The organism is Salinilacihabitans rarus, from assembly GCF_024296665.1.
Taxonomy (GTDB): Archaea; Halobacteriota; Halobacteria; order Halobacteriales; family Natrialbaceae; genus Salinilacihabitans; species Salinilacihabitans rarus.
The window spans coordinates 2,632,202-2,644,296 of record NZ_CP100762.1; the positions used below are offsets into that span (position 1 = coordinate 2,632,202).

Annotated in this window: 15 protein-coding genes and 1 pseudogene; 12 read left to right on the forward strand and 4 right to left on the reverse strand. The window is 71.1% G+C overall.

Annotation, left to right across the window (positions count from 1 at the left end):
* The first annotated feature begins 5 nt into the window (after positions 1-5).
* From NKG98_RS13735 to NKG98_RS13765, 7 genes are read left to right on the forward strand one after another with little or no spacing between them, the layout of a single operon-like run.
* Positions 6-203, forward strand: a complete 198-nt coding sequence (locus tag NKG98_RS13735; protein WP_254766478.1) for a hypothetical protein — start codon at positions 6-8, stop codon at positions 201-203.
* Positions 204-257: 54 nt separating this feature from the next.
* Positions 258-1,715 (forward strand): sodium-dependent transporter, encoded by a 1,458-nt coding sequence (locus NKG98_RS13740; RefSeq protein WP_256558419.1) that lies wholly within the window; start codon positions 258-260, stop codon positions 1,713-1,715.
* On the forward strand, positions 1,715-2,032 hold the full coding sequence (locus tag NKG98_RS13745; protein WP_254766479.1) for a DUF8026 family protein: 318 nt from the start codon (positions 1,715-1,717) through the stop codon (positions 2,030-2,032). Before NKG98_RS13740 ends, NKG98_RS13745 begins: the two co-directional genes overlap by 1 nt.
* Positions 2,033-2,076: 44 nt before the next feature.
* The gene (rimI, locus tag NKG98_RS13750) at positions 2,077-2,553 is read left to right on the forward strand and encodes a ribosomal protein S18-alanine N-acetyltransferase (protein WP_254766480.1); all 477 of its coding nucleotides are present in this window, start codon (positions 2,077-2,079) and stop codon (positions 2,551-2,553) included.
* A 46-nt stretch (positions 2,554-2,599) separates the two neighbouring features.
* Positions 2,600-2,980: a DUF5810 domain-containing protein gene (locus NKG98_RS13755; protein ID WP_254766481.1), complete on the forward strand. Its 381-nt coding sequence runs from the start codon at positions 2,600-2,602 to the stop codon at positions 2,978-2,980.
* Positions 2,981-3,035: 55 nt separating this feature from the next.
* The gene (locus tag NKG98_RS13760; RefSeq protein WP_254766482.1) at positions 3,036-3,458 is read left to right on the forward strand and encodes a DUF5809 family protein; all 423 of its coding nucleotides are present in this window, start codon (positions 3,036-3,038) and stop codon (positions 3,456-3,458) included.
* A 32-nt stretch (positions 3,459-3,490) separates the two neighbouring features.
* The gene (locus NKG98_RS13765; protein ID WP_254766483.1) at positions 3,491-4,099 is read left to right on the forward strand and encodes an NUDIX hydrolase; all 609 of its coding nucleotides are present in this window, start codon (positions 3,491-3,493) and stop codon (positions 4,097-4,099) included.
* Positions 4,100-4,108: 9 nt separating this feature from the next.
* On the opposite strand, the gene NKG98_RS13770 is transcribed toward NKG98_RS13765, so the two are convergent.
* From NKG98_RS13770 to NKG98_RS13785, 4 genes and pseudogenes are all read right to left on the reverse strand, one after another.
* The gene (locus tag NKG98_RS13770; protein ID WP_254766484.1) at positions 4,109-4,321 is read right to left on the reverse strand and encodes a CbaC protein; all 213 of its coding nucleotides are present in this window, start codon (positions 4,319-4,321) and stop codon (positions 4,109-4,111) included.
* The gene (locus NKG98_RS13775) at positions 4,322-6,097 is read right to left on the reverse strand and encodes a b(o/a)3-type cytochrome-c oxidase subunit 1 (protein ID WP_254766485.1); all 1,776 of its coding nucleotides are present in this window, start codon (positions 6,095-6,097) and stop codon (positions 4,322-4,324) included.
* Between the two features lie 16 nt (positions 6,098-6,113).
* Positions 6,114-6,599: pseudogene (locus NKG98_RS13780) on the reverse strand (cytochrome c oxidase subunit II); the annotation flags it as partial.
* Complete coding sequence (locus tag NKG98_RS13785; RefSeq protein ID WP_254766486.1) at positions 6,596-6,781, reverse strand: hypothetical protein; 186 nt, start codon at positions 6,779-6,781, stop codon at positions 6,596-6,598. The pseudogene NKG98_RS13780 and the gene NKG98_RS13785, both read right to left, overlap by 4 nt.
* Before the next feature lie 101 nt (positions 6,782-6,882).
* Between NKG98_RS13785 and NKG98_RS13790 the strand changes: the two genes are divergently transcribed.
* The 5 genes from NKG98_RS13790 (at position 6,883) to NKG98_RS13810 (ending at position 12,094) form a co-directional block, all read left to right on the forward strand.
* The gene (locus NKG98_RS13790; RefSeq protein WP_254766487.1) at positions 6,883-7,092 is read left to right on the forward strand and encodes a DUF8131 family protein; all 210 of its coding nucleotides are present in this window, start codon (positions 6,883-6,885) and stop codon (positions 7,090-7,092) included.
* Positions 7,093-7,917, forward strand: a complete 825-nt coding sequence (locus NKG98_RS13795; RefSeq protein ID WP_254766488.1) for a sulfite exporter TauE/SafE family protein — start codon at positions 7,093-7,095, stop codon at positions 7,915-7,917.
* Positions 7,918-7,927: 10 nt separating this feature from the next.
* Positions 7,928-10,357 carry a heavy metal translocating P-type ATPase gene (locus NKG98_RS13800; protein ID WP_254766489.1) on the forward strand — a complete coding sequence of 810 codons (2,430 nt, stop codon included), beginning with the start codon at positions 7,928-7,930 and terminating at the stop codon, positions 10,355-10,357.
* 338 nt (positions 10,358-10,695) lie between these two features.
* Positions 10,696-11,337: a flavodoxin domain-containing protein gene (locus NKG98_RS13805; protein ID WP_254766490.1), complete on the forward strand. Its 642-nt coding sequence runs from the start codon at positions 10,696-10,698 to the stop codon at positions 11,335-11,337.
* Positions 11,321-12,094, forward strand: coding sequence for a 2-oxo acid dehydrogenase subunit E2 (locus NKG98_RS13810; protein WP_254766491.1), 774 nt, complete (start codon positions 11,321-11,323; stop codon positions 12,092-12,094). The genes NKG98_RS13805 and NKG98_RS13810 overlap by 17 nt, the downstream gene beginning before the upstream one ends.
* Position 12,095: the final 1 nt, after the last annotated feature.

The window sequence follows — 12,095 nt, forward strand, 5'->3', positions numbered from 1 at the left end:
GAGCCGTGACGGACGCAAACGCGGACGAGGAAGACGAGGAGCGCACGGACGACCAGACCCAGTACGGCGACAGCGGCGAGGACCTCCTCGTCGGCGCCGAGGGTGAGACCGAAGACGACGCGGAGAGCGCCCCGGCGGCTCCCGGTTCTCGGCGTCGATCGGCGGCGGTCGAACCAAATTATTTCAGCCGTGTGCAGAGCTAGCGAATACCGCAGTTATACGACGGTGGGCGTCGACCTCCCCGGCGTGATCCCACGATGGCAGACGCACCCACGAAAACGGCCCGTGCCGAGTGGGGGACCCGGTTCGGGTTCCTGATGGCGATGATCGGCGCCATGGTCGGCGCCGGGAACATCTGGCGGTTCCCGTACGTGACCGGGAACAACGGCGGCGGCGCGTTCATCCTCGCGTTCCTGACGCTGCTGTTCCTGCTCGCGGCGCCCGGGCTGATGGCCGAGGTCGCGCTCGGGCGGTACACGGGGAAAGGCGTCATCGGCGCGTTCCGCGACGTGGTCGGCCGCGGCGGTCTGGTCGGCCTCGGCGTCGTCGTCCTGCTGGTCAACGTCGCGCTGATGTCGTACTACTCGCCGGTGGTCGGGTGGACGCTGTACTACGCGATCCACTCGCTGCTGTTTACGTTCACGGGGAGCGGCTTCGACCCGACCGCGTTCTGGGAGGGACTGCTGGAGAACCCCGCCCTGATGATCGGGCTCCACACGGTCGTGATGGGGTCGATCGCGGCGGTGCTCGCGCTGGGGATCCGCCGCGGCGTCGAACGGCTGGTCGTCTACGCGGTGCCCGCGCTCGTCCTGTCGCTGCTGGTCATGACGGTCCGGGGACTGACCCTGCCGGGGGCGACCGAGGGGATCGCGTTCGTCTTCGGCGTCGAGTGGGAGTACCTCACCTACAGCAGCACGTGGATCACGGCACTCGGACAGGCGCTGTTCTCGACCGGCCTCGGGTGGGGGATCGCGCTCACCATCGGTAGCTACCTCCGCGAGTACGACGACGTGCCCCTCGGCGGCGGCGTGTTCACCGCCGTCGGCGAGTCGAGCATCGGCATTCTCGCCGCGCTCGCCATCTTCCCGGTGGTGTTCGCGACGGGCCTCGAACCCGACGAGGGCGCGAACCTCACGTTCATCTCGCTCGTACAGGTGTTCCCCGAGATACCCCTCGGCGGCGTCGTCGCCGTCTTCTTCTTCGTGGGCTTTTTCCTCGCGACGTACACCTCGGGGCTGCTCATCACGGAGGTGAGCGTGACGACGCTCTCCGAGGAGACCCGCCTCTCGCGCATCCAGACCGTCCTCGTCGTCTGCGGGGGCATCTGGCTGCTCGGCATCCCGAGTGCCTACTCCGTCGACGTCCTCGACTACCTCGACTTCGTCTTCGGCAACTGGGGGCTGCCGCTGGCGACGCTGGCGATCATCGGCGTCATCGGCTGGAAACTCGGCCCCGAGCGCCTGCGCGTGCTGTCGGTCAACCGCAACGCCGGCGTCTACGTCGGCCCGTGGTGGGACCCGCTGATCAAGTACGTCATCCCCGCGGTGATGCTGTTCATCGTGGCGTACTTCGCCTACGACGAGTACGGCACCCCCGAGATGATCGGCGGCATGGTCGTGCTCGTCACGTTCCCGCTCATCGGCTACGCGCTGATGTCGGTACTCGAAGGCCGCGACAGGCCCGGAACGGCCGAACCCGCCGGAGGTGACGACTGATGGCGCTGACCGCCGAGGTCCTCGCGATGCTCGCGTTCACCCTGCTCGCCTTCTACGGCGTCGCCGGCTGGGCGCTGACGCGGACGCTCCGCCAGGAGAGCCGCAAGGTGGAGATCCTGCGCCACCAGGACCGGATGGACACCTACTCGCCGGCGGCGCTCGAGGAGCTACGCGAGTGGATCGAGGAGAACCCCGACGACCCGCGCGTCGACGAGGCCCGCGAGCGGTACAACGAGTGCGTCGACGTCCTCCGGACGACGGACCGGCACTTCTACGACTGGTCTGACGAGGAGACGAGCCGCCTCGAACCCATCTGACTCGGGGCGCTACTTCTTTGCCCGCGGACCGCGAACGGACGGGCGTGACAACGGACGCGTCGGAACTCGGGGACGACGAACTCGAGATCCGACCCGCCGAGCGCGCGGACCTGCTCGCGGTCGTCCGCATCGAGCGCGAGTCGTTCACCCAGCCGTGGCCGTACGACGCCTTCGAGGGCTTCCTCGGCGAACCGGGCTTTCTCGTCGCGACCGACGACGGCCGGGTCGCGGGCTACGTCGTGGCCGACGTGACGCCGAACTACGGCCGCGACCTCGGCCACGTCAAGGACATCGCCGTCCACCCGGCGCGTCGCGGCGCGGGCGTCGGGTCGGCGCTGCTCGCGCGTGCGCTCGCGGTGCTCGCCGGCCACGGCGCGGACTCGGTCAAACTCGAAGTACGCGAGTCCAACGACGCCGCCCGGCGGCTCTACCGCGAGTTCGGTTTCGCTCCCCTCCGGCGCGTGCCGGGGTACTACGACGACGGCGAGGACGCCATCGTGATGATTCGCGACCTCCGCTGACCGGCGAGCCGTGGCCGTTTTACCCGCCGCGGCGCTACCGCGGGACATGGGGTACGCCTGTCCCGTCTGCGACGCCGAGCAGGCCGACGCCGTCCACCTCGCGAACCACCTCGCGATCACCGCCTCGCTCGGCCGCGAGGACCACCTCGCGTGGCTCGACGAGCACGCGCCGGACTGGGCCGACGCCGGCCCGGCGGAACTCGCCGCGGTCGTCCGCGAGCGTGCGCCCGAGGTCGAGACGCCCGAGTTCGAGTCGGCTGGCGGCGACGCGCCGACCTTCGAGGACGAACTCGCCCGGCAGAGCCGCGGCCCCGGCCGCGGCGCGGCCACGGTCGACGCCGAGACCGAACGCGTCCTCGAAGAGGCCCGAGAGCTGACCCGGCGGATGTACGAGGACGACGGCGACGGGACCGACGGGGAGGAGTGAGGACGGCGCGGCCGAACGCGTAACTGGTAACTGGCTGCCGCGCGAGCGTCCGGGTATGCACACGGTGGGGACGTTCGCGCCCGACTCGGTCGAACAGGCCCGCGAGCGCTACGAGGCGGTCGGCCCCGCGGCGGGGACGGTCGTCCGCGAGGCTGCCAAGGCCATGGCGTTCGACCGCGAGGAGTACGCCGAGCGCGTCACCGACGACGTCGTCGAGACCGCCCGCGACGCGCTGTTCGCCGGCCTGCTCGCGGTCGACGTCGGCAGCCGCGAGGAGTACGAGGCCTGGCGCGAGGGCTACGACGGCGAGGTGACCGAGGTCGGCAGCGAGAACGTCGACCGCGTCGCCTGGCACGCCGGCCCCGACGGCGAGGCGGTGGCGGCGACGTTCCAGAACCGAGAGGAGGCGGCCGTGGCGACGCTGCGCCGGCAGGCGTTCGGCCGTCTCTACCGCGAACACCTGCGCCCGAACCAGTAGCTTCTACCGACTCGAACCCGCAGGGAGAGCCGATGAACGACGGCAACGGCCACGACGAGGGTGGCGACGTGAACGGGGACGGCTGGCCCGTCCTCGACTCGGAGACGGAGTACGAGACCGGCTGGTACGACGGCGGCTACGACCTCGTCGAACAGCCCGACGGCACCGAGAAGCGCTACTACTGGGCGGACCTGCCGCCGGCGGTGGTGATCGTCGCGCGCGTCGAGGGGGCGGCCGTCGAGAGCGAGGGCGAGCGTGCGGACGGCGACGGCGTCCTCTTCGTCGAGCAGTACCGGCCGACCGTCCGCGAGACCCACCTCGAACTGCCGGCGGGCATCGTCGAGGAGGGCGAGTCCTACACCGAGGCGGCCGCCCGCGAACTGGAGGAGGAGACCGGCTTCCGCCCGTCGAGCCTCGCGGTCCTCCAGAAGTACGCGGTCGCGACGGGCGTGTTGCGCCACGAGCGGGCGATCGTCTCCGCCGAGGGGCTGGTCCCCGGCGAGCGCGACCTCGACTCGAACGAGTTCCTCCGGGTGCGGACCGTGCCGGCCGGCGAGGCGCTCGACCGCGCCCGCGAGGGGCCGGCGAACGACGCGACGCTCGGCGGCCTGTTGCTGGCGAAAGAAGACGGGTTCCTGTAGTCGGCTACGTCACGCGAGGCCCGACTTGCCGAAATTTCGGCGCAGCGCCGGCAGCGCCGCCCAGGCGACGATGGCGGCGACGACGAGCGCGCCGAGGCCGATCGTCGCCGGGATCGAGAGGTCGACCCCGAAGAACGCAAGCACCGTCCGGAACTCCACCAGGAACGGGATGGAGACGGCGACGAGGACGAGCAACGCCCCCTTCGAGATCCGAAGCTCCATCTAGGCGATCACCTCGGCGACGCTCTCGACGGCGGCTTCGAGGCCGCCGGGGAGCGCGACGCTCGTGAGCGGCTTGATGCCGTCGATGCCGGGGCCGAACAGGCCGCCGCTGTCGACGATGCTCGCGAGCGGGAAGACGTACGCAAAGACCACGAGGACGACGGCGATGGCGGTCCAGAGGCGCAGGTTGTCGAGGACGGCCGGCGAGTCGTCGGGGCCAGACAGCGCCGGCGGGAGGGCGTTGTCGACGGCGTGGGCCGTCTCACCGCCGAACGTCGTGGCGATCACGTTCGCGAGGAACAGCATCGCGGAGACGAACAGCAGCGTCCCGCCGAGGGCGATCTGGGCGTCGAGTTCGGCGACGGAGCCGACGCCGGCCTCGAACTCGAAGCCGCTGTACTGGGGTTCGGCGGTCCGGCGCGGGATGCCGAGCAGGCCGGCGCGGTGCATCGCGTTGGACATGAACGTCATGCCGACGAACCAGAGGAGGACCTGTGCGAGCCCCATCGAGCGGCTCCAGACCCGCTTGCCGGTAAGCTGGGGGAGGAACCAGTAGGTCGCGGCCATGAACGTCAGCGCGACGGCGGTGCCGACGGTGAGGTGGAAGTGGCCGGGCACCCAGATGCTGTTGTGGATGAGGTAGTTGATGTTCATCCCGGCGTTGATCATGCCGGAGAAGCCGCCGGCGGCGAACATCAGGCCGGCCAGCGCCATGCCCGTGAACGCGGGGTCGCGCCACGGGAGCGCGCCGAGCCAGCGGAAGTAGCCCTCGCCGCCGCGCTGGCGGGCGCCGTGTTCGATGCTCGCGACGACGGTGAACGCCGTCAGCAGGCTCGGCAGCAGCAGGAACATCGTGTTCGTCATCGCGATGAACTTGAAGCCCTCGGCGATGCCGGGGTCGAGGTACTGGTGGTGGATGCCCACCGGCGTCGACAGGAGCAAGAAGAGGACGAACACGGCGCGTGCGAGCGGGTCGCTGAACAGGCGGCCGCCGGCCAGTTTCGGCAGCAGGTTGTACCACAGCAGGTACGCGGGCATCAGCCAGAAGTAGACGACCGGGTGGCCGAAGTACCAGAACAGCGTCCGGGTCAAAAGCGGGTTGACGCTGTCGATCAGGCCGAGCGACCACGGCAGGAGGAACGCGAGGATCGCAACCGCGACCCCCGCCGTGGCGATGTACCACATGATGGTCGTCGTCAGGACCATGAACGCCGGCAGCGGGATGCGCTCGCCGGGGTTGTCGCCCCGCCAGGCCCACCACGTGCGGAACCAGTCGACGCCGGCGAGCCACGAGCCGACGACGAACAGCACGAGGCCCACGTAGAACAGCGGGTGGGCCTCGAGCGGCGCGTAGAAGGTGAACAGCACGTCGGCGCTCAGCCCGAACGGCGGGTCGTCGAGCAGGCCGGCGAGGATGGTGACGCCGGCGAGCGTCGTCCCGGTCGCCATCAGCGCGTACCACGCCCAGGTAAACCGTGGGTCGACGACTCCGCGGTCGAGGCTGGTCGTCACCGCCCACGTGAATATGCCGGTGAGGAAGAAGATGGTGAACGTGATCGCGAGGAAGACGCCGTGGGCCGTCAGGATCGTGTAGTAGTCCGCCGAGTCGATGAATCGGTAGACGTCGGTGCGGTGGAGTACCTGAATCAGCCCGAAGAGGGCGCCGATCGACAGCGCGAGGAACGAACTCCAGAACGTCGCCCGGATGACCCGCGCCTCCGTCGGGAACTGGTCGACGAACGCGCCGGCGGTCGCGTCCGCGCTCACGTTACTCATCGTCCATCACCTCCTGCTCGTACTCGTCTTCCTCGTGGACGATCAGTTTGCCCTCCATGTAGTGGTGGCCCGAGCCGCAGTACTCGTTGCAGACGATGCCGTACTCGCCGGGTTCGTCGAACTGGACGGTCATCTCGGCGACCTGACCCGGGATGACCATCGTGTTCACGTTCGTCCCGGCGACGGCGAACCCGTGGGTGACGTCCCGGCTCGTGACGTAGAAGGTGACTTCGCTGTTGGCCGGCACCTCGATCGGGTCCGGCTGGAAGATGAACGCCTGGGCGACGACGTACGCCTCGTACTCGTTCTCGCCGACCTGCTCGACGCGCGGCTCGGAGAAGCGCTCGTCCTCGCCGAGGGCGTTCGGATCGATCGTCCCGCCATCGTCGTCGACCATCGCGATGCCGATGCCGACCGAGCCGTACACGATCGTCGCGATGAAGCCGACGATCAGTACCATCGAGGCGGCCAGCCACAGCTTCTCGTAGGTGTGAATATTCATACCATCCCCACCACCGTCGGACCGTTTCCGAGGAACTCGACGAAGTACATGAACAACCACATGAACACGAGGATGAGGAAGTACAGCGTGATCAGCGCCAGCGTTCCGACCGGATCGTACTCGTCGTGACCGATCCGCTCGACCCCTTCGTGATCGATGTCCTGCTCTTCTATCGCCGTCATATGCCGGGGGGTACGAACAGTCGCTCCTTAGTCGCTACAGCGGTTCCCACCGAACAGGAACGGTGGCGGGTTTTATATACTCCTCAATCCGAGCTAGCCGCATGACTCTCGTGGACATCTCGCCGAGGACGGTCGCCGCGGTCGCGCTACTGGCGTTGCTCCCGGTGCTCTGGTACGGGTTCGGAAGTTCGCTCACCGCGGGGTTCGTCTCGAGTATCAACGTCCTCCTCATCTTCGGTTCCCTCTATCTCGCGTTCAGCCCCGTCGCCGACGGCCACGACGGTAACGGCCACGGCGGCGCGTCGGCGTAGATGGCTTCGTCCGCCGGGTTCGCGGTCACGCTCGCGCAGACGTCCGACTACGCCGCGGCCGCCGACCGCGTCGACCTGCTCGCGTTCCTGCTCGTCGGTCTCTTCGCCGGCGCCCACTGTCTCGGGATGTGCGGGCCGCTCGTGACGACGTACGCCGACCGGTTCGCCGACGGCGCCGACGCGCGCCGACGCGACGCGCTGACGCTCCACGAGGTCCGCCAGCACGGGCTGTTCAACCTCGGCCGGGCCGCAAGCTACGCGCTGCTCGGCGGCGTCTTCGGCCTGCTCGGCGCCGGGGCGTTCGCCTCCGTCGACGCGGTCTCGGCCGCCGGCGACGCCGTCCGCGGCGCGGTCGGCATCCTCGTCGGGATCGCCATCGTCCTCAGCGGCCTCTACTACCTCCGGGGCCGGCCGGGGGTCCCCGGCCACGGGCTCCCCGTCGTCGGCACCCTGTTCGCGTCGCTGTCGCGGCTCGTCGCGAGCCGCGTCGACCGGCTGGCGAACTCGCCGGGGATCGTCGCCCTCGGGGCCGCACACGGGCTGTTCCCGTGTCCGATCATCTACCCGGCGTACCTCTACGCGTTCGCCCTCGGCGACCCGCTGCGCGGGGCGCTCTCGCTCGGCGTCCTCGGCGTCGGGACGATCCCCGCGCTGTTCCTCTACGGGACGCTGCTGGGCTCGATCGACGCGACGACCCGCGTCCGCCTCCACCGGGCGCTCGGCGTCGCGTTCCTCCTGCTCGGGTACATCCCGCTCCAGCACGGACTGATGCTCTACGGGATCCACCTGCCACACCCGCACGTCCCGTTCTACCAGCCGCTGTGACCGCCCGCCGATGAGCCGAAACCGCCCCGCCCACGACGCGCCCGCCCGCGAGGACAGCGGCGCCGACGCCCCCGACGAGTGTACGCTCTGTGGCCTGCCGACGCCGGACGACCCGATCACCGACCCCGACGTCGACGGGACGTTCTGCTGCCGGGGCTGTCTCGAGGTCCGGCGCGCGCTCGGCGAGGTCGACGACGCGCGGGCCGGCGCCGTCGAGGACGCCCTGGCGGACGAGGGGCCGGACGTGGCCGACGTCGAGGGCGAGGAGGCGTTCCTCGCGGTCGACGGGATGCACTGTGCGACCTGCGAGGCGTTCATCGAGGGGCGGGCGACCGCGACCGACGGCGTCCGCGCGGCGGAGGCGAGTTACGCCACCGACGCGGTCCGCCTCGTCTACGACCCCGACGTCGTCGACGAGGACGACCTCCCCGGCGTCCTCTCGGGGCTGGGCTACGAGGCCCGGACGCGCGGCGAGGGCGGCGACGAGGGCGACGACGACGCCCTCGTGAAGTTCCTGATCGGCGGCGGCCTGTTCGGGATGATGGTGATGGTGTGGTACGTCCTCTTTCTGTACCCGACGTACTTCGGCTACGACCCGGTCGTCGACCTCGGCGGGTTCGACGGCACCTACGTCTTCGCGAACGTCTGGCTGCTGACCTCGTTCGTCCTCTTTTACACCGGCTACCCGATCCTCCGGGGGGCGTACGTGAGCCTCCGGGCCGGGCTGCCGAACATGGACCTGCTGGTGTCGGTCGCCGCGGTCTCGGCGTACGTCTACAGCACGCTGGCGATGGTGCTGTCGCGGACGGACCTCTACTTCGACGTCACGGTCGCCATCGTCCTCGTCGTCACCGCGGGTACCTACTACGAGGGGCTGGTCAAACGCCGCGCGGCTGGCCTGCTGTCGGACCTCGCGGAGCGACAGGTCGACGAGGCTCGCCGGGCCGACGACGGCGAGGTCGTCCCGCTCGAGGCGGTCGGCCCCGGCGAGGCGCTGCTCGTCCGCCCCGGGGAGCGGGTTCCCCTCGACGGGACGGTCCGCGAGGGGTCGGCCGCGGTCGACGAGTCGCTCGTCACCGGCGAGTCGCTGCCCGTCGAGAAGGTCCCCGGCGACCCCGTCCGCGGCGGGACGGTCGTGACCGACGCGCCGCTGGTCGTCGAGGTCGGCGCGGACGCCGAGAGCACGCTCGACCGCCTCGTCGAACTGCTCTGGTCGATCCAGAGTTCCCGCCCGGGGGCCCAGCGGCTGGCGGATCGGCTGGCGACGATCTTCGTCCCGCTCGTGTTCGTCCTCGCGGCGGCCGCCGCGGGCTGGCTGCTCGCGACCGGCGCGGCCCCGTCGCGGGCGCTGCTGGTCGCCCTGACGGTCCTGATCGTCTCCTGTCCGTGCGCGCTGGGGCTCGCGACGCCGCTGGCGATCGCCTCGGGGGTGCGCTCGGCGGCCGAGCGGGGGATCGTCGTCGCCGCGGAGGCGATCTTCGAGTCGGCCCCCGAGGTCGACGTCGTCGTCCTCGACAAGACCGGGACGCTCACGGAGGGCTCGATGACCGTCGAGGGCGTCCGCGCCCCCGAGGCGGACCCCGACCGCGTCCTCCGGCGGGCCGCGGCCGTCGAGCGCCTCTCCGAGCACCCCGTCGGGGTCGCGGTCGCCGAGGCGGTCGAGGGGGACCTCGACGACGTCGCCGTCGAGGGGTTCGAGCGGACGAACCGCGGCGTGGCCGGGGTCGTCGACGATGGCGGCGACGAGGGAACCCGCGTCGTCGTCGGCCACCCGGACCTCCTCGCCGAGCGGGGGCTGGCGATCCCGGCCGCCCTGGAGGAACCGATCGAGCGCGCCCGCGGGGACGGCGACGTCCCCGTCGTCGTCGGCTGGGCGGGCCGGGCCCGCGGCGTGGTCGTCGTCGGCGACAGCCCCCGCGAGGAGTGGCGCGAGGCCGTCGAGACGCTCTCGGAGGGCCGCGAGGTCGTCGTCCTCACCGGCGACGAGGGCGCGGCGGCGGATCGCTTCCGCGAGGTCGACGCCGTCGACGAAGTGTTCGCGGGGGTCCCCCCGGAGGCGAAGGCGGAGACGGTGCGACGGCTCCGCTCGAAGGGCACCGTCGCGATGGTCGGCGACGGGAGCAACGACGCGCCCGCGCTCGCGGCCGCGGACGTGGGCATCGCCCTCGGCGGCGGAACGACGCTCGCGATCGACGCCGCCGACGCGGTGATCGTCGGGGACGACCTCGGCGCCGTCGCCGAGACGTTCGCGATCGCCCGCGGGACGAATCGGCGCATCCGCCAGAACCTCGGCTGGGCGTTCTGTTACAACGCGATCGCGATCCCGATCGCGCTCGCGGGCCTGCTGAACCCGCTGTTCGCCGCCGTCGCCATGGCCTCCAGCAGCGTCCTCGTCGTCCTCAACTCCGCGCGCTCGATCGGCCCGGGCGGCCGCGACTGAGACGAGCGCGGCGTGCCCAACTATTTTGGCGGTAGCTCTATCCGCCGCGTCGTGGTCCGTCCCCACGGCAGGGGACCGGCCGTCCGACGCAGCCCACCCCCGGTCCGGCCCTGCCCGCCGTCACGGCGCCCCCGGCGCAGAGGCACCCAGCACCCGCGGCCCGCTGCGGGCTTTTCCGACCTCGATCCGCCAGCGACGGCCACGGCGTGTTACGCCGTCGCGTCGACGTGTGGGGCGGCCGGACCGTCGTCGGGGCCTGACGGTGTCGCCAGCCGACGCGTCCGCGCGGCCCGACCGGGCGTCGTTTATTGCCGCCGCGACCCTAGACGACGTTCGCAATGCTATCGTTCCTCGTACTCTACGGAACCGGGGAGGGACAGACCGCGAGGGTCGCCGCCCGCGTCGGCGACGCGCTCGTCGAACGGGGACACGACGCGACGGTCGTGGACGCGGACGCGGTCCCGCCGGGGCTCTCCGTCGACGACTTCGACGCGGTCCTCGTCGGCGCGTCCGTCCACGGCGGCAAACACCAGCCGTCGGTCCGCGAGTTCGTCGCGTCCGCCCGCGACGCGCTGGCGGCGAAACCGACGGCCTTCTTCCAGGTGTCGCTGTCGTCGGCCGACGAGCGGGGCGAGGCCCAGGCGGCGGGGTACGTCGAGGAGTTCGTCGCGGACACCGGCTGGAACCCCGACCGGATCGGGCTGTTCGGCGGCGCGCTCCGGTACTCGAAGTACGGGTTCCTGAAGCGGCTGCTGATGCGACGGATCGCCAGGCGGGCCGTGCCCGAGATGCCCGACCCGGAGCCGTCCGGGGACGTCGAGTTCACCGACTGGGACGAGGTCGAGGCGTTCGCCGCCGACGTCGCCGCGTTCGTCGAGGGGCGACTCGGCGTCGCGCCGCCCGACGCCGCCGGGAACGACCGGAACGCACCCCCTTCGTCGGCCGACGACGTTCGTGAGCGCCATGACCGATCCGGGTGACGCGACCGAGCCGTTCCCGAGACGGCGGCGGGGGACGGTCGACGCGATGCGCGCGGCCGGCCGGCGAAGCGACGTCCACGGCCTCGTCGAGTTCGACGTCACCGAGGCCAGACGGCGGGTTCGCGACCGGGCGGAGCGGACGGGCGAGGACCGCTCGTTCACCGCGTTTCTCGTGTTCTGTCTGGCCCGGGCGCTCGACGATCACCCCGACCTCAACGCCTACCGGGACTGGCGGGGGCGGATCGTCCGCTTCGACGACGTCGACGTGATGGTCGTCGTCGAGGTCGACCTCGACGGGACCCGGATCGGCGTCCCACACGTCGTCCGAGCGGCCAACCGGCGGTCGCTCCGGTCGATCCACGACGAGATCCGGACGGCCCAGACCGACCCGGCCGAACGCCGCCTGCCGGGGCCGGCCTCGCTGGCCCTCCGCCTCCCCGGGCCCGTCCGGCGGCTGTTCTTCCGGCTCCCGCGGTGGTTCCCCCGGCGCTGGAAGCGGGTCGCCGGCACGGTCGCCGTGACGTCCGTCGGGATGTTCGGCACCGGCGGCGGGTGGGGGATCACCCCGACGAACTACACGCTCCAGCTCACGGTCGGCGGCATCGACCGGAAACCGGGGGTCGTCGACGGCGAGATCGAACCCCGGGAGTACCTCTCCGTCACGGCGACGTTCGACCACGACGTCGTCGACGGCGCGCCCGCGGCGCGGTTTCTGGAACGGCTGCGGGAACTCGTCGAAGGGGCCGACGGGCTGTGAC